General features: G+C 72.3%; 12 protein-coding genes. 5 read left to right on the top strand and 7 right to left on the bottom strand.

Annotated elements, in window-relative coordinates; translation table 11 throughout:
* Positions 1 to 55: 55 nt before the first annotated feature.
* The 3 genes from ACH4FX_RS16820 to ACH4FX_RS16810 all read right to left on the bottom strand — a co-directional run bounded on the left by ACH4FX_RS16820 (position 56) and on the right by ACH4FX_RS16810 (position 6,794).
* The gene (locus ACH4FX_RS16820) at positions 56 to 1,684 is read right to left on the bottom strand and encodes an ABC transporter substrate-binding protein (protein WP_398479531.1); all 1,629 of its coding nucleotides are present in this window, start codon (positions 1,682 to 1,684) and stop codon (positions 56 to 58) included.
* A 474-nt stretch (positions 1,685 to 2,158) separates the two neighbouring features.
* A complete protein-coding gene (gene typA, locus ACH4FX_RS16815; protein WP_398479529.1) occupies positions 2,159 to 4,063 on the bottom strand; it encodes a translational GTPase TypA in 1,905 nt (634 codons plus the stop codon).
* A 346-nt stretch (positions 4,064 to 4,409) separates the two neighbouring features.
* On the bottom strand, positions 4,410 to 6,794 hold the full coding sequence (locus ACH4FX_RS16810) for an ABC transporter family substrate-binding protein (protein WP_398479527.1): 2,385 nt from the start codon (positions 6,792 to 6,794) through the stop codon (positions 4,410 to 4,412).
* A 519-nt stretch (positions 6,795 to 7,313) separates the two neighbouring features.
* Here ACH4FX_RS16810 and ACH4FX_RS16805 point away from each other — a divergent pair.
* The 5 genes from ACH4FX_RS16805 (at position 7,314) to ACH4FX_RS16785 (ending at position 12,070) form a co-directional block, all read left to right on the top strand.
* Positions 7,314 to 7,631 carry a hypothetical protein gene (locus tag ACH4FX_RS16805; RefSeq protein WP_398479525.1) on the top strand — a complete coding sequence of 106 codons (318 nt, stop codon included), beginning with the start codon at positions 7,314 to 7,316 and terminating at the stop codon, positions 7,629 to 7,631.
* Between the two features lie 67 nt (positions 7,632 to 7,698).
* Positions 7,699 to 8,559, top strand: a complete 861-nt coding sequence (locus ACH4FX_RS16800; RefSeq protein ID WP_398479523.1) for a hypothetical protein — start codon at positions 7,699 to 7,701, stop codon at positions 8,557 to 8,559.
* A gap of 15 nt (positions 8,560 to 8,574) precedes the next feature.
* The gene (locus ACH4FX_RS16795) at positions 8,575 to 10,584 is read left to right on the top strand and encodes a fumarate reductase/succinate dehydrogenase flavoprotein subunit (RefSeq protein ID WP_398479521.1); all 2,010 of its coding nucleotides are present in this window, start codon (positions 8,575 to 8,577) and stop codon (positions 10,582 to 10,584) included.
* Positions 10,581 to 11,369 (top strand): succinate dehydrogenase/fumarate reductase iron-sulfur subunit, encoded by a 789-nt coding sequence (locus ACH4FX_RS16790; protein WP_398479519.1) that lies wholly within the window; start codon positions 10,581 to 10,583, stop codon positions 11,367 to 11,369. The genes ACH4FX_RS16795 and ACH4FX_RS16790 overlap by 4 nt, the downstream gene beginning before the upstream one ends.
* Before the next feature lie 200 nt (positions 11,370 to 11,569).
* Complete coding sequence (locus ACH4FX_RS16785) at positions 11,570 to 12,070, top strand: excalibur calcium-binding domain-containing protein (protein WP_398479517.1); 501 nt, start codon at positions 11,570 to 11,572, stop codon at positions 12,068 to 12,070.
* Between the two features lie 35 nt (positions 12,071 to 12,105).
* Here the strand turns inward: ACH4FX_RS16785 and ACH4FX_RS16780 are convergent, their stop codons facing one another.
* From ACH4FX_RS16780 to ACH4FX_RS16765, 4 genes are all read right to left on the bottom strand, one after another.
* Positions 12,106 to 14,910 carry a SpoIIE family protein phosphatase gene (locus ACH4FX_RS16780; protein WP_398479515.1) on the bottom strand — a complete coding sequence of 935 codons (2,805 nt, stop codon included), beginning with the start codon at positions 14,908 to 14,910 and terminating at the stop codon, positions 12,106 to 12,108.
* 161 nt (positions 14,911 to 15,071) lie between these two features.
* Positions 15,072 to 15,497, bottom strand: coding sequence for an ATP-binding protein (locus tag ACH4FX_RS16775; protein ID WP_398479975.1), 426 nt, complete (start codon positions 15,495 to 15,497; stop codon positions 15,072 to 15,074).
* Positions 15,498 to 15,871: 374 nt separating this feature from the next.
* Positions 15,872 to 16,285 carry a (deoxy)nucleoside triphosphate pyrophosphohydrolase gene (locus ACH4FX_RS16770; RefSeq protein ID WP_398479513.1) on the bottom strand — a complete coding sequence of 138 codons (414 nt, stop codon included), beginning with the start codon at positions 16,283 to 16,285 and terminating at the stop codon, positions 15,872 to 15,874.
* A 39-nt stretch (positions 16,286 to 16,324) separates the two neighbouring features.
* Positions 16,325 to 16,504 (bottom strand): SPOR domain-containing protein, encoded by a 180-nt coding sequence (locus ACH4FX_RS16765; RefSeq protein ID WP_398479511.1) that lies wholly within the window; start codon positions 16,502 to 16,504, stop codon positions 16,325 to 16,327.
* Positions 16,505 to 16,825: the final 321 nt, after the last annotated feature.

Genomic DNA, 16,825 nt, shown 5'->3' with positions numbered 1-16,825 from the left:
TGCCGCCGTAAGCGGTTATGTTCTGCGCGCCCCGCTCAGGGGCGGCCGCGTCGGATCAGCTCTTGACGGTGATGTCGCTGAAGACGGGGAAGCTGAACGGGTTGAGCGCGACGTCGGAGACCTTGTCCGACCAGCCGACGGTGCCGTTCTGGTAGAAGAGCGGGATGTTCACCGCGTCCTGGACGACCAGCTTCTCGGCCTGCTTGTAGATCTCGGTGGCCTTCTTGATGTCCGGCTCGGCGGCGGCCTGGTCCATCAGCTTGTCGAATTCCTCGTTGCTCCACTTGCCGTCGTTGGAGCTGGACCCGGTCTTGTACAGCGGGGTGAGGAAGTTCTCGATGTGCGGGTAGTCCATCTGCCAGCCGGCGCGGAACGGCCCGTTCATCTCGCCCTTGGTGATCTGGTTGCGGAAGTCACCGAAGGTACCGACCGGGTTGCCCACGCACGCCTTGTCGTCGCCGAGGACCTTGTTGATGCTGTTGCAGGCCGCGTCCGCCCACTGCTTGTGGGAGTCCTTGTCGGCGTTGTAGCTGATGGTCAGCTTGCCGCCGGGGATGCCGCCGCCCTCTTGGATGAGCTTCTTGGCCTCGGTCGGGTTGTACGTGCAGAGGTCGCCGCACATGTTCTTGTCATAGCCGTTGGCCTCGCCGAGCACCGGGGAGGTGAGGTCGTTCATCGGCGTACGGGTGCCGTTGTAGATCTTCTCCGTGATGCTCTTGCGGTCGATCGCCATGGAGATACCGCGGCGGACCTTCTCCATGCCCGGCTTGTTCCACTCGGGCTTGTAGAACGGGAAGGTGACGGCCTGGTAGAGACCCGCGGGCTGGGTGAGGTAGTTGCCCTTGAGGTCGTTCTTGGCGTTCTTGATCTGCTCCGCCGGGATGTCGTCGTTGACATCGAGGTTGCCGGCCTGGAGGGCGGCGTACGCGGCGTTGGAGTCGGTGAAGACCTGGAGCAGCACGCCCTTGTTCTTCGGCTTGTGCTGCCCGGTGTAGTACTTGTTCGGGACCAGCTTCATCAGCTTGCCGCGCTCGTACGACTCCACGGCGTACGGGCCGTTGCCGACCGGCTTCTTCAGGTATTCCTCGTGCTTGTCGAAGAACAGCTTGGGCAGCGGCGCGAACGCCTTGTAGCCCAGGCGGACCGGCCAGGTCGAGAACTTCTTGTTGAGCTTGACGGTGAAGGTGGTGTCGTCCACGACCTTCAGACCCGAGAGCGTCTGGGCGGTCGGCTTGCCGTTCTCCGGCGAGGTCTTGTCGTAGCCCTCGATGTCGGAGAAGAAGTAGGCGTTCTTCTGCTTGTTGGTGGACAGCGCCGCGTAGTTCCAGGCGTCCACGAACGACTTGGCCGTGAGCGGCTCGCCGTCGGAGAACTTCTGGCCCTTCTTCAGCTTGATGGTGAAGTTCTGGGCGTCCTTGCTCTCGATGGACTCGGCGGAGGCGTCCTTGGCCTCACCGGTCTTCGGGTCGTACTCCTTCAGATTCATGAAGATCTGATCCAGCACCTTGCCGCCGAGCACCTCATTGGTGTTCGCGGGCTCCAGCGGGTTCTGCGGGTCTCCCCAGTTGGCCCGGATGAATCCGGCCTCAGCACCCGAACCGCCACTGCTTCCGCCGCAAGCCGTAGCCGTCAGGGCGATGGCTATCGCCCCTGCGACCCAGGTGGCGCTCTTGGCACCGCGCATGGGACTGCCTCCTCATGAGTCCATTCACTTCATGGAAAGGAGCTGCCCGCAGCTGACACCCCTGACAGCCAGCGACCAGCCCCTGCTGCTCGTGAGTCGGCGCTCCCCACAGCGCGTGACCCATTGACCCGAGCTCAATGCACCCCAGTCTCAGTCACGTTCGCCCCATAAACCACGTGTAAGGGGTCTCGGTTTGGTCACATCCGTTTTCCGGAAGTTCGGAATCCGGACAAACCAATCCATCCAGACGGTAACGAAACGGACGGTCGGCGCAGCGCAACATGATCTTCGTCCGTAATTCGGACTCAGCATGGCCGGATCGCAACCCGAAACCTGTTGACTCATTACCCGCGTCTACGCTAATGACCACGCCGACGCGGCAAACGGAGAGCGCCCCACCGGACGGAGAATCCGGTGGGGCGCTCTCGGAGCGTAATCGCCGCTCGCGCACCGGGCGTCACCCGGTGTGACGGATCAGCGCTTGGCGCGCGACGCCGTACGGGCCCGCTCGCGGGCGTCGAGGACGACCTTGCGGATGCGGACGGCCTCGGGGGTGACCTCGACGCACTCGTCGTCGCGGCAGAACTCCAGCGACTGCTCCAGGGAGAGCTTGCGCGGCGGCACGATGGACTCCGCGACATCGGCCGTGGAGGAGCGCATGTTGGTGAGCTTCTTCTCCTTGGTGATGTTCACGTCCATGTCGTCGGAGCGGGAGTTCTCGCCGACGATCATGCCCTCGTAGACCTCGGTGCCCGGCTCGGTGAACAGCACGCCGCGCTCCTGGAGGTTGGTCATCGCGAAGGCGGTGACCGTGCCGGCCCGGTCGGCGACCAGCGAACCGTTGTTACGGGTCGTCAGCGTGCCGAACCAGGGCTCGTGGCCCTCGTGGATGGAGTGCGCGATGCCCGTACCGCGGGTGTTGGTCAGGAACTCCGTACGGAAGCCGATCAGGCCGCGGGACGGCACGACGAACTCCATCCGGACCCAGCCCGAGCCGTGGTTGGACATGTTGTCCATCCGGCCCTTGCGGACGCCCATGAGCTGGGTGACCGCGCCCATGTGCTCCTCGGGCACGTCGATGGTCATGCGCTCGACCGGCTCGTAGGTCTTGCCGTCGACCTCCTTGGTGACCACCTGCGGTTTGCCGATGGTCATCTCGAAGCCCTCACGGCGCATCTGCTCGACCAGGATGGCCAGCGCCAGCTCACCGCGGCCCTGCACCTCCCAGGCGTCCGGGCGCTCGGTGTCCAGCACGCGCAGCGAGACGTTGCCGATCAGCTCGCGGTCCAGGCGGTCCTTGACCTGGCGGGCGGTGACCTTGCGGTCCTTGACCGCGGCCTTGGCGTCCGCGCCCTTGCCGGTGCCGCCGCGGCCGACCAGCGGGGAGGTGTTGGTGCCGATGGTCATCGAGATCGCGGGCTCGTCGACCGTGATCAGCGGCAGCGCGACCGGGTTCTCCGGGTCGGCCAGCGTCTCGCCGATCATGATGTCGGGGATACCGGCGACGGCGCAGATGTCACCGGGGCCCGCCACCTCGGCCGGCTTGCGGGTCAGCGCCTCGGTCATCATCAGCTCGGTGATGCGCACGTTCTGGATCGACCCGTCGCGCTTCATCCACGCGACCGTCTGGCCCTTGCGCAGCTCGCCCTGCTCGACGCGGAGCAGCGCGATACGGCCGAGGAAGTTGTCCGCGTCGAGGTTGGTGACGTGGGCCTGGAGGGGGGCCGACTCGTCGTACTCGGGGGCCGGGACGGTCTCCAGCAGCGTGCTGAAGAACGGCTCCAGGTTGTCGCTGTCCTGCGGGACGGTGCCGTCCTCGGGCTTGGTCAGCGAGGCGACGCCGTCGCGGGCGCAGGCGTAGACGATCGGGAACTCGATCTGGTCCTCGTCCGCGTCCAGGTCCAGGAACAGGTCGTAGGTCTCGTCGACGACCTCGGCGATGCGCGAGTCCGGGCGGTCGGTCTTGTTGATGCACAGGATGACCGGCATCTTCGCGGCCAGCGCCTTGCGCAGCACGAAGCGGGTCTGCGGCAGCGGGCCCTCGGAGGCGTCCACCAGCAGCACCACCGCGTCCACCATCGACAGACCGCGCTCGACCTCACCGCCGAAGTCGGCGTGGCCGGGGGTGTCGATGATGTTGATGGTGATCGGGTCCCCGCCGTCCTTGGGGTGATACTTCACCGCCGTGTTCTTGGCGAGGATCGTGATGCCTTTCTCACGCTCCAGGTCGTTCGAGTCCATCATGCGTTCGTCGAGGTTCTCGGCGGCGTGCGCGGCGAACGAGCCGGCCTGCTTGAGCATGGCGTCGACGAGGGTCGTCTTGCCGTGGTCGACGTGGGCGACGATGGCGACGTTACGAATGTCGTGGCGCGTGGGCATACTGCGGCGCTTCTCCCGGATCGTGGATGGCTGCACGTACGGTCCGGTACGTGTGCCTGCCGGGCATGAAGACGCCACGGCCTCACCCCATGGTACGGGGCTGCCGCGGAGTCGGCCGCCCCAGGTCGCGCGGACCAGCTCTGACCTGCGGCGATGCACATCCGAACAGCGATCGTGCACCGGCTGGGCACCCACCGGCCACCGCCCGGCCGGCCGGACGCCGGGCACCGGTCACCGGCCCGGCCCCGGCCGTGGGACGCCCCGCGCTCCCCCCGTACACCGACGGCCGGCCGGGCGGTCCCCCGCGCCGGCCGGCCGTCCCGCCCCGGGAGCCCGGGGCCGCCGGTCACCGCTTCCGGTAGCCGATGTCCTGGTAGCGCGGCGTCGTGAAGCCGAAGGCCCCCGCGTTGACCAGGTCCTTCTTCGCCGCGACCACCTCGGGGCGCTGGTAGAGCGGCACCGAGCCGGCCGCCGCCCAGATCCGGGCGTCGGCCCGTTCGACCAGCTCGCGGGAGGCGTCCTCGTCCAGCTCGGCCACCGCCTGGTCGAAGAGCTGGTCGATGTGGTCGCTGCCGACCCGGGTGTAGTTCTGCTCGACGGTCAGGCTGCCGTCGGCCGCGGGCTGCGGCTTGGCGTAGATCGGGCGGCCGTCGGTGGCCGGGTAGGCGGAGGCGGGCCAGGTGTAGAGCGCCAGGTCGAAGTCGCCGGCCGCGATGTGGTCCTCGAAGTAGCTGGAGTCCGGCACCTTCTGGACGACGGTCTGCACCCCGATCCGGGCCAGCATCCCGGAGATCCGGTCGGCCACCGTGCGCAGCCGCTCGGAGCCGGGGCCGTCCGGCAGCACGAAGCGCAGCGCGAGCGGCTTGCCGTCCTTCTTGACGGCGGGGACGGGGCCGTGGGCGGCGGGGTCCGCCCCGGCGTACGCCAGGAGGTCCGCGCCGACCGGCTTGCCGTCGGCCGCCCGGCCCGGTCCGGCCTGTCCGGCGGGGGCCCGGCCGCCACCGGGCTCCGGAGCCACCTCGATCATCTCGGCGGCGCTCAGCGCGCCGGCCGCCAGCATCTCGTAGCGCCGGTAGTCCGCGTACGCCGCGACGGAGGTGTCGCCCGCGGCCTTGCTGCGCCGGTCCGCGGCGACGGTCTTGTAGAAGACGGCGCTCTGCCGCAGCAGCGCGGACCGCTGGAGGTCGGCGGCCCCCACGCCGGCCGCGGACAGCGGCGTGGTCGGCACGGCGCGGGCACGGACCACGTCCCCCGCCTTGCCGTCGCGCTGGCCGGCGTCCACCTTCTTCTCCGGTTCCTGGCCGGGCTTGCGCTCCGGCTGCTGCGGCTGGGCCGAGCCGCCCGGCGCCCGCCAGCCCGCGTCCGCCAGCATCGCCCGCGCGGCCCCGGTGTCCGGGCCGCCGAGGGCGCCGCTGTGGTCCGCGTACCCGGGCTGGCCCGCCATCAGCAGATGGCTGCCGAGCGGCTGGTTCGGCAGGCCGAGCGGCTTCAGCACACTGTCCGCCAGCTTCTGCCGGTCGATGGCGCGGGCCACCGCGCGGCGCACCCGGTCGTCGTTGAGCGGGTTCGTGCTGCCGTTGAGGGCGAGCTGTGTGTAGGCGGGTTCGAGGGCCTTGCGGACGGTGTAGCGGCGCAGCGCCTCCTGCTCGGCGGTGGCCGCGCGGCGCGGCGGTGCGTCGTCGCCGCGCGCGGCCGGGGAGCGCTCGGCGTCCTGGACGCGTCCGGCCTCCGAGGCCCCGCCCGGCCCGCCGGCGCCCGGCGAGCCCGCGCCGGACGATCCGCCGCCCGGCGACGCGGCGCCCCGGGACCCGGCACCCGCCGATCCGGACGGCGCGGGCCGGCCCGCCGCGGTGATCCGGCGGGCGTCGGCCGGGTCCACCTCGGCCAGGTCGACCGTCCCGGCGGCCAGCGCGGCGGCCCGCTTCTCGCGCGGCACCGCCGTCAGCACGACCTTGTCCAGCTTGGCGGGCGCGCCCCACCACCGCGGGTTGCGGACGAGGGTCAGGGTGCCCTCCTTCGTGTCCCGGCCCTGTACCGCGAAGGGCCCGGCCGTCTCCTTCAGCTGCTCGCGCGCGCCGTCGTTGAAGGCACGCGCGTCGCCCATCACGCTCTTCGGGTACAGCGGCGTGAACAGCGACTTCCAGTCGGCGTACGGCTTGGCGAAGGTGACCTTGACCTCCCGGGCGGTACCGCCCCGCTCGACCTTGTCGATGCGGTCGTAACCGGCGTTGCGCGCGCTCCAGTACGCGTTGTCCTTGCCGCGCAGCGCGTTCCACTGGGCCGCGAAGTCCTCCGGGCCGACGGCGCGCCCGTCGCTCCACCGGGCCTTCGGGTTGATCTTGTAGACGACGGTCTGCCGGGGCTCGCGGTCGGTGACGTCGGCGGCTTCCAGGTAGTCCGGGTTGCGCTGCGGCCGGCCGCGCCGGTCCAGGGTGAACAGCCGGGGCAGCACCGCGTCGGTGACGCGCCGTGTGGCGGCGTCCGCGCGCGGCTGGAAGGCGTTCAGGGTGCCGGGCACCGCGTCCACCGCCCAGCGCAGCGTGCCGCCCTGGCGCACCCGGTCGCGGGCGGTGGCGGCGATGTCCTGCGCGCCGGGCGCGGCCTCCTCGGCGTCGTCGCCCCCGCCGCAGCCGGTCAGCACCGGCAGCGGCAGCAGCACTCCCGCAGCGAGGAGCGCGGCACAGCGGCGCCTGCGGCAGGCCGCGCCGCCTGAGCTGACGGGGTGGGTCATCACGGTTACCTCCGGGGCTCGCCCGCGCCGGGCCACCGCGGCGGGCCGCGGGGCCACGGATCACGTTCGGCCGACTTTGCGGCTCATCACATCTATGGCTCCACCACTGAAGGCGACCGGCCCCCGTACGGGCGGGCGACACGTCGGCCACGGCCGGGAAGGCCACCCGCCCGGCCCAACCGGTTCCGCTCCGGCGGGCGGTGCCGGCCGGGCGGGGCCTCGTACGGAACGCCTTCCGGCCCGGGCCGTCCGGACGTGGGCGGGGCGAGCGTACGGGCCGGCGCCCGCGGGCGTACGCGCCGCCGTACAAAAGCACGCCCCCCGGTACGGCCCGACGGCGCACACCCGCCGAAACACGCCGGTCCGGTTCCGCAATCCCGGCAGATCCCTTCCCAATCGCGACTGTGACGCGCGACACTCGCAGGCGCACGCCGCTGCACCCGGGCCGGTGCCCGGGGCCGCGTGGAACGGGGCCGCGCGGAACGGTGCCGACCACACCCGCGGAGGTGAGGGCAAGTCATGTCACTCCAGGACGACCTGACGGCTGTTCAGCGCAACCTGGACGATCTGGAACGGTCGGTCGGACGGCTGGCGCAACGGTGCGGCGACGGCCTCGACATACGCCGCCTGCGCAGCGACACGGATCATTTGCGCGAAAGCCTGCAACTGCTGCGGGAGGGCGCCGCCGGCCCGGCCCCCGGACGGGCCGCGCACAGCGGCCTCGCCCCCGCACCCGGCCCCGAGATGGTGACCATCCCGGACGCGCCGTACGACACCGCGCTGTGGGCCGACGCGGAGGACGAGGGGCTCGGCGCGCGCGGCCGCCGGGCACCGTAGGCACGCCCCGTACCGCCGCTGAGCGCCACCCGTCCCACCCCCAGACTGCCGTCCACGGAGACCGACGTTGGCCACTGGCACCGAACCCCAACCGCATACCGACGCACGCGGCACGAAAGGCGCGTCCGGCCCGTACCGCGCCGGAGTGCACGCCCCCACGCGCGCCGCGATCCCCGCCCGCCACCTGCGCACCGACCGCTGGTGGCTGTACCCGGCCACGACCGCCGCGGGCCTGTTCGCCTTCGTCGTCTACTCGACGTGGCGGGCGTTCGCGAACGCGGACTACTACGCCGCGCCCTACGTCTCACCGTTCTACTCGCCGTGCCTGGCGGAGAACTGCCACCCGATGCGCGGCGGCCCCAACTGGGAGATCTTCGGCGGCTGGTGGGGCCTGTCCCCCGCCCTGCTGATCCTGATCTTCCCGCTGGGCTTCCGGCTGACCTGCTACTACTACCGCAAGGCGTACTACCGCGGCTTCTGGGCCTCCCCGCCGGCCTGCGCGGTCGCCGAGCCGCACAAGAAGTACACCGGCGAGACCCGCTTCCCGCTGATCCTCCAGAACATCCACCGCTACTTCTTCTACTTCGCGGTGCTCGTCGCGGGCATCCTCACCTACGACACCGTGCTCACCTTCCGCGACGAGCGGTACGCGTGGGGCCACATGGGCCTGGGCACCCTCGTCTTCCTCGTCAACATCGTGCTGATCTGGGCGTACACGCTCTCCTGCCACTCCTGCCGGCACATCGTCGGCGGCCGGCTGCGGCACTTCTCCAAACACCCGGTGCGCTACCGCCTGTGGGGCTGGGTCGGCAAGCTGAACGCACGGCACGCGGCGCTCGCCTGGGCCTCGCTGATCAGCGTGGCCGCCGCCGACTTCTACGTCTTCCTGCTCGCCACCGGGGTCTTCGACGACCCGCGCTTCTTCTAGGAAGGGTGCCTTGTGATGACGCAGCTGGACCGGCAGGAGTGGGACGTCGTCGTGGTGGGGGCGGGCGGCGCCGGGCTGCGCGCCGCCATCGAGGCCCGCGAACAGGGCATGCGGACGGCCGTGATCTGCAAGTCGCTGTTCGGCAAGGCCCACACGGTCATGGCCGAGGGCGGCATCGCGGCCAGCATGGGCAACGTCAACGAGGGCGACAACTGGCAGGTGCACTTCCGCGACACCATGCGCGGCGGCAAGTTCCTCAACCACTGGCGGATGGCGGAGCTGCACGCCCGGGAGGCGCCGGAGCGGGTCTGGGAGCTGGAGACCTGGGGCGCGCTGTTCGACCGCACCCCGGACGGCCGGATCTCGCAGCGCAACTTCGGCGGCCACGAGTACCCGCGTCTGGCGCACGTCGGCGACCGTACGGGCCTGGAGCTGATCCGCACCCTCCAGCAGAAGATCGTCTCCCTCCAGCAGGCGGACGAACGGGAGCTGGGCTCGTACGACGCGCGGCTGAAGGTGTTCCAGGAGTGCACCGTCACCCGCATCCTCAAGGACGAGGACCGGGTGGCCGGCGCGTTCTGCTACGAGCGGGAGTCCGGCCGCTTCTTCGTCCTCCAGGCGCCGTCCGTGGTGCTGGCCACCGGGGGCATCGGCAAGTCCTTCAAGGTGACCTCCAACTCCTGGGAGTACACCGGTGACGGGCACGCGCTCGCGCTGCTCGCCGGGGCGCCGCTGATCAACATGGAGTTCGTCCAGTTCCACCCGACGGGCATGGTCTGGCCGCCGTCCGTCAAGGGCATCCTCGTCACCGAATCCGTCCGCGGCGACGGCGGGGTGCTGCGCAACAGCGACGGCAAACGCTTCATGTTCGACTACATCCCGGACGTCTTCAAGGAGAAGTACGCGCAGTCCGAGGACGAGGGCGACCGCTGGTACGACGACCCGGACCACAACCGCCGTCCCCCCGAACTGCTCCCCCGCGACGAGGTCGCCCGGGCCATCAACGCCGAGGTCAAGGCGGGCCGCGGTTCCCCGCACGGCGGGGTCTTCCTCGACGTGTCCACCCGGATGCCGGCCGAGGAGATCCGGCGCCGGCTGCCCTCCATGCACCACCAGTTCAAGGAGCTGGCGGACGTGGACATCACCGCCGAGGCGATGGAGGTCGGGCCGACCTGCCACTACGTGATGGGCGGGGTGGACGTCGATCCGGACACCGCGGCGGCCACCGGCGTGCCCGGCCTGTTCGCCGCCGGCGAGGTGGCCGGCGGTATGCACGGCTCCAACCGGCTCGGCGGCAACTCCCTGTCCGACCTGCTGGTCTTCGGCCGCCGGGCGGGCCTGTACGCGGCCGAGTACGCGCGCGCCCGCTCCGTACGCCCCGCCGCCGACCCGCTCCAGCTGGACGCGGCGGAGGCGGAGGCGCTGCGCCCGTTCAGCGCCGAGGGGCCCGACGCGCACCACGCGGGACGCCCCGCCGAGAACCCGTACACCCTCCATCAGGAACTCCAGCAGGCGATGAACGACCTGGTCGGCATCATCCGCAAGGAGAGCGAGATGGCGGAGGCCCTGGAGCGCCTCGCCGACCTGCGGGTCCGGGCCCGCCGGGCCGGGGTCGAGGGCCACCGGCAGTACAACCCCGGCTGGCACCTGGCCATCGATCTGCGCAACATGCTGCTGGTCAGCGAGTGCGTGGCGCGCGCGGCGCTGGAGCGCACCGAGTCCCGCGGCGGGCACACCCGGGACGACTACCCGGAGATGGACCGGCGCTGGCGCCGGATCAACCTGGTCTGCGCGCTGGCCGAGAACGGCGCGGAACTCCCCCCGCGGGACCCGGCCACCGGCCAGATCCGCCTCACCCGCCGTGAGACCCCGCCCATCCGGCCCGATCTGCTGGACCTGTTCGAACGGGACGAGCTGGCGAAATACCTGACCGACGACGAACTGACGGCGGGCACGGACACCGCGCCGGGTACCGGCCCGGCGCCGGCCGCCGGAACGACGGACGACGAGGAGACGAGCCGGTGAGCGCGCAGTCCGACGCCTACAAGGCGCACTTCAGGATCTGGCGGGGCGACGCGGACGGTGGCGGCCTGGAGGACTTCCGCGTCGAGGTCAACGACGGCGAGGTGGTCCTGGACATCATCCACCGGCTCCAGGCCACCCAGGCGCCCGACCTCGCCGTACGGTGGAACTGCAAGGCGGGCAAGTGCGGCTCGTGCAGCGCGGAGATCAACGGGCGGCCGCGGCTGATGTGCATGACCCGGATGTCCGTCTTCGAGCGCGCCGAGACGGTCACCGTCACCCCGATGCGTGCCTTCCCGGTCGTCCGCGACCTGGTCACCGACGTCTCCTTCAACTACGCCAAGGCCCGCGAGGTCCCCGGCTTCGTCCCGCCGCCCGGCCTGGCGCCGGGCGAGTACCGCATGCGGCAGGAGGACGTCGGCCGCTCGCAGGAGTTCCGCAAGTGCATCGAGTGCTTCCTGTGCCAGGACACCTGCCACGTCGTCCGCGACCACGAGGAGAACAAGACCGCCTTCGCGGGGCCGCGCTTCCTGATGCGCATCGCGGAACTCGACATGCACCCCCTGGACGCCGCCCCCGAGGCCGGTCTCGACCGCAAGCGCACCGCCCAGGAGAACCACGGCCTCGGCCACTGCAACATCACCAAGTGCTGCACCGAGGTCTGCCCGGAGCACATCCGCATCACCGACAACGCCCTGATCCCCCTGAAGGAACGGGCGGTCGACCGCAAGTACGACCCGCTGGTGTGGCTGGGGAACAAGATCGGACGGCGCAGGGGAACGGCCTGACCGACAGGACGGGCGCGGCGCGCGGGACAGGCGTCAACTCCCGTGCGCACAAAGGGTTACGGCCCGCCTTCCGGGCCGCTACCGTCGTCGTACTCGGTAACCGGTGGCCCGCTCCGACGACGGGCTCCACAGGCCGCTCCGCCGCCTCCCCCCACCGACTGGGCACCCGACCGGCTACCCGCGCACCCGGGGGTACCGCCGTGACCAATCCGTACGACCGCTCATCCTCCTCCCCCTCCCCTTCCGCCCCAGCCGTGCGCCGGCCGTGGTTCCGCCGCGGCCGGGTCTGGGGGCTGCTCGCCCTGGGCTTCCTGTTCGGCGGCTGCACCGGGGCCCTCGGCGCCGGCGGTCAGCCCGACCCGGACCGCTCGCCCGTACAGGCTGCGGGACGGGTCTCGCCGGGCCCCACGGTCACGGTCACCGCGCCGCCGGTGAAGGCCGCCCTCCCCACACCCACCGTGACCGTGACGAAGACGGCCCGGGCCACGGTGACCGCGCGGGCGACGGTGACCGCCGCGGCGCCACCTCCGGCCGGTGGCACGGCATCCGGCGGCTCCGGTTCCGGCGGTGGCTCGGGGGACGTCCAGTACGAGAACTGCGCGGCCGTACGGGCGGCGGGCGCCGCGCCCATCCACGCGGGAGAGCCCGGCTACGGGCGGCACCTGGACCGGGACGGTGACGGCGTCGGCTGCGAGAGCTGACCGGCGCCGGAGCGCCGGGACGGCCCCGCCCCGGCTCAGAACAGGCTCAGCAGCGCGTCCGCGGGGTCGGGCAGCGCGGTGTCGCCGTCCGGGAGGGGCAGTTCGAACCAGACGGTCTTGCCGCGGGGGGTACGGCGGCTGCCCCAGCCGGCGCTGAGCAGGCCGACGAGTTGCAGGCCCCGCCCGCCCTCGTCGGTGTCCCGGGCCCGGCGGCGCCGGGGCTGGGCCAGGTCCGCGTCCCAGACCTCGCACACCAGGGTGCGGTCCAGCAGCAGGCGCAGCCGGATCTCGCCGTGGCCGTGCCGCAGCGCGTTGGTGACCAGTTCGCTGACGAGCAGCTCCGTGGTGTCCACCAGGGCCTCCAGGCCCCAGTCCGTGAGCTGGTCCCTGGCCAGCTCACGGGCGCGGGACACCGAGCGGGCCTCGGGGGCCAGGTTCCAGTCGCCGACGGAGTCCTTGGGCAGGCCGTGCACCCGCGCCATCAGCAGGGCGATGTCGTCCTCGCCGTGCCGGGTGTCCAGCGCGCTCAGTACGTGGTCGCAGACGTCCTCCAGCGGGCGCCCGGCCTCGGACAGGGCGGTACGGAAAGCGCTCAGGCCCTCGTCCAGCGGGTGGTCGCGGGACTCGACCAGGCCGTCCGTGTACAGGGCGAGCAGCGCGCCGTCGGGCAGTTCGACCTCGGTCTCCTCGAACGGCTCGCCGCCGACGCCCAGCGGCATGCCGGGCGGCACGTCCAGCAGCAGCGCGTCCTCGCCCTCCTCGACCAGGATGGGCGGCAGGTGCCCGGCGTTGGCGAACGTACAGCGCCGGGTGACCGGGTCGTACACGGCGTAGACGCAGGTGGCGAGGTAGACCTCGGACAGATCGGCGGTGCCGGAGCCGGGCCGGGGCGCGTCCGCGGCGGGTCCCGCGGGCGCGTCGGCGGGCGCGGCGGAGCGGCTGCGCGGGGCGCGCGTGGTCGTACGGGCGCCGCCGCCGGCCGCCCCGAGCCCGCGCGCGATCTCGTCGAGCGCGGACAGCACCTCGGCCGGCTCCATGTCGAGCAGCGCCAGCGTCCGTACGGCCGTCCGCAGCTCGCCCATCGCGACGGCGGCCCGCAGCCCGCGCCCCATCACGTCGCCGACGACCAGCGCGGTGCGGTGGCCGGGCAGCTCGATGACGTCGAACCAGTCGCCGCCGACCTCGGTGGCGGTGTTCCCGGGCAGATAGCGGCACGCGATGTCCAGGCCGGCCGCCTCGGGGTCGCCCGGGGGCAGCAGGCTGCGCTGGAGGATCAGAGCGCGCTCGTGCTCCCGGCGGTACAGGCGGGCGTTGTCGATGCAGACCGCGGCGCGCGCGGCCAGTTCGACGGCGAGCGCGGTGTCCCGTTCGCCGAACGGCTCGCTGCCCTTCGTCCGGGAGAACTGCACCAGGCCGACCACCGTGTCGCGGGCGACCATCGGCACCGCGAGCGTCGAGTGCACCACCGCGCCCAGCTCGGCGCGCTCCTCGCCCTCCCGGCCCGGGATGATCTGCGCCTGGGCGGTGCGGAGCGCGCCCGCGCACGGGGAGTTGAACGGGTAGCGGTGGACGGCACCGACCGCGACCGGACCGCACTCGCCCTCGGGCAGACCGCAGGTCGTGGTGGCCAGCGGCGCGTCCGAGACGGCGCTGGCGAAGGCGACCCGGCGCAGCTCGGCGCTGCCGTCGGCCATCCCCGGCGGCGCCTCGTCACCGGCCAGCAGCCCTTGGTAGAGGTCCACGGAGGCCAGATCGCAGAACTGCGGTACGGCCACGTCGAGCAGGGTGCGGGCGGTGGTCTCCAGGTCGAGGGAGTTGCCGATGCGGGCGCCGGCCTCGTTGAGCAGGGCCAGGTTGCGGCGGGCGCTGGCGGCCTCGCGCTCGGCCCGGCGCCGGCCCGTCACGTCGGCGGCGAGGGCGGCGACCCCGATGGGCCGGCCACTGGCGCCGTGCAGCCGGTACAGCGAGACGGACCAGCGGCGGCGGTCGGCGTCACCGGCCGCGGGGGCGGGGGGCTCGGGAGCGGTGGGGGCGGGGATGGCCACCGCGGTCCCGTCCGGGGCGGAGACGGACGCGGACGCGGCGGGCGGGACCGTACCGACGAGCTGCATCTCGGTGACCGGCTCGCCCGACTCCAGCACCCGCCGCAGCGCCGCCTGGAGCCGGTCCGCCTCGGAACGCGGCAGGAAGTCGTGCGGCCCGCCGCCGCGGTACTTGGCCGCGGGACCGCCGAAGACGGTCGCGAAGCGCTCATTGACGCGCCGGATGCGCAGATCCGTACCGAACAGCAGAAAACCCATGGGAGATTGGCCGAAAACGGCCTGCGAGGCGGCGAGGTCGGTCTCGATGCCGCGCAGCGCGCGGACGTCGACGACCAGACAGACCGCGGCCCGCTCGCCCTCCGCGGTCTCGGACGGCATCACGTAGATCTCGGCGAGCCGCTGCCGCGCCCGGTCCCCGGCGCCCTCGTCCGTCTCGCGCGTGCGGTAGGGGACCAGGCCGGTCCACTCCCGTCCGTCGAGGATCTGCGACACCGTACGGCGGGCCTGTTCCTGCAGCTCATCGGGGACGAAGGCGGCCACCGGGTCCTTGCCGACCGCATACCGGGCGGGGATGCCGAGCATCTCGGCGGCGCGCTCGCTCCACCGGTCGATGCGTCCGTCGGGGCCGAGGGAGAAGGCGGCGACGTGGATGTAGTCGTAGATGGAGCCGGGCGGGCTGCTCTGCCATATCGGCGGGCCGTCCGGGCCTTCGGGCCCCGCCGGCCGTGCCGGGCCGTCCGTACCGCCCGGTCCGGCCGACTGCGCGGGTCCTGCCCCGCCAGATGACTTCTCGCTCACGAGCCCCGTCCCCTCCAGCTCATCGTGCCCGGACCGGACAGGCCGAGTATCCAGCACCGCGGCTATCCGGAACACGGTCTTCACGATCACAGCACAGTCTCGATCGCAGGCCGTCCACAGAATGTCAATGAAACGGCAACGATCAGGCCGCCACCAGACTCCTAACCCGCCACAGACAGCTCGAACCACACTGTTTTACCCGTCCTGCCGTGACGAGTGCCCCAGCGTCGCGAAGTGCACGCCACCAGTTGCAGTCCCCGGCCGCCCTCGTCCTCGGGGGCCGCGGTCCGCTCCCGGGGCGGGTCGGGCACCGGGTCGGACACCTCGACGAGCAGCTCGCCCCCGCTCCGGAGGACCATACGCACGCCGATGGGCCCGCTGGCGTACCGCAGCGAATTGGTCACCAGCTCGCTGACGAGCAGGACGGTCAGGTCGGCGGCGGGCTCCAGCCCCCAGTCCCGGAGCGCTTCGCGGACCACGGCGCGGGCGGTGCGTACGGAGCCGGGCTCGGCCGGGAAGCTCCATTCGGCGAGGGGGGAACCGGAGATCACGCCGCGCCGGGGCGCGTAGGGCGCGGATTCGGGCACCCCTGCCGCTGCGCTGTCGCTCACGCCGATCACTTCCCAGCCCGGTGCGAACACCCTCCGGATTGTCCGTGGTGAGGGGTAAACAGCACATACCCGGTATCAGCGCTTCAATATCGCCCTCAATAGCGCACTGTGGCACAAACGGCGTACTGAGGCGGACAAGGGCACGGCACGCACGCCTCCCGCGACACGGCACCACTCCGGTGCGCCGCCCCATGACGGCAGCCCCGTACGGGGGACCCGCGCCGGTCCGATGATCGGCCCGTACGAGGGAACGGTGAGGTACCAGGGTGACCGGGGACGCCTGACGGCGTGCGGGTGCGGGCGCCGCGTTCCCGTGGTGGTGGGGCCCCGCCCCGGGCAGCCGGCGCGGCTCAGGAGCCGGACGCGTACGCGGGGCCGAGGCGCCGCATCGCCTCGGCGACCGCCGGGCGGTCCTGGTCGAGCCAGTCGACCTCGTACTCCTGGTCCGGGGCCAGCCAGCGCAGCGCGTCATGGTCCTGGAGGGGCCGGGGCACACCGGACACCAGCCGGGCCGTCCACACCCACAGCACGAGACCGGGGCGCAGCGCCCACTCCCCCGGAATCCGCTCCACCGGCTCCGCCTCGATCCCCAGCTCCTCGCGCAGCTCGCGCGTCAGCGCCTCTTCGGGCGTCTCGCCGGGCTCCACCTTGCCGCCGGGCAGCTCCCAGCGGCCGGCCAGCGCGGCCGGGGCACTGCGCCGCGCGGCCAGCAGCCTTCCCCCGTCGAGCACCGCTCCGCCCACCACCACGCGTACGTCCGTCATGCGCGGCAGCCTACGTGCCCCCTCGGCCGCCCCCGCACGTCAGGTGGCGGCGTGCCCCACCCGCTCGACGACGTAGAGCCGTCCGTTCCTCCGGGTGTCGAGCCGGTCGGCCACCTGCTCCGCTTCCGCGCGGGTGGCGTAGCGGCCGACGCGATAGCGGTTGCCGCCCTCGTCCTGGCGAATGACCAGCCAGGGCAGCACCGCGCCGGTGTCGGTCATTGCGCCCCTCCGTCCGCCGGCCGGCGCGCCGTCGCGCGCCTGTCCTGTACTGATGCCGAAACCGCATTCCGCATATGCCCGAGCCTACGCCCGACCTTTACGCACCGGATACGGCTTTGCACAAAGAGGTACCGAACCGGCCACCGAAGGGCGCGCAAGGGGCGTACGGGCCGCTTCCGGCGGCCCCCGGCCCCTGTACGAACGGGCGCCGGGGGGGGGGGGGGGCCCCCCCCCGCGGCCCCCCCCCCCCCCCGCGGGGGGGGGGGGGGGCGGGCGCCCCCCGCCCCCCCCCCCGGGCCCCGCGCCCGCGCCGGCCCCCCG

The organism is Streptomyces sp. NPDC018019, from assembly GCF_044327805.1.
Taxonomy (GTDB): domain Bacteria; phylum Actinomycetota; class Actinomycetes; order Streptomycetales; family Streptomycetaceae; genus Streptomyces.
Note: the sequence above shows the minus strand (reverse complement) of the source record. Positions and strands in the feature narration are given on the sequence as shown.

Bases quoted from the DNA above. Each gene is read 5' to 3' on its own strand.
- ACH4FX_RS16765 (WP_398479511.1), bottom strand. From the start codon at position 16,504: ATGACCGACACCGGCGCGGTGCTGCCCTGGCTGGTCATTCGCCAGGAC.
- ACH4FX_RS16820 (WP_398479531.1), bottom strand. From the start codon at position 1,684: ATGCGCGGTGCCAAGAGCGCCACCTGGGTCGCAGGGGCGATAGCCATC.
- typA (WP_398479529.1), bottom strand. From the start codon at position 4,063: ATGCCCACGCGCCACGACATTCGTAACGTCGCCATCGTCGCCCACGTC.
- ACH4FX_RS16805 (WP_398479525.1), top strand. From the start codon at position 7,314: ATGTCACTCCAGGACGACCTGACGGCTGTTCAGCGCAACCTGGACGAT.
- ACH4FX_RS16810 (WP_398479527.1), bottom strand. From the start codon at position 6,794: ATGACCCACCCCGTCAGCTCAGGCGGCGCGGCCTGCCGCAGGCGCCGC.
- ACH4FX_RS16770 (WP_398479513.1), bottom strand. From the start codon at position 16,285: ATGACGGACGTACGCGTGGTGGTGGGCGGAGCGGTGCTCGACGGGGGA.
- ACH4FX_RS16795 (WP_398479521.1), top strand. From the start codon at position 8,575: ATGACGCAGCTGGACCGGCAGGAGTGGGACGTCGTCGTGGTGGGGGCG.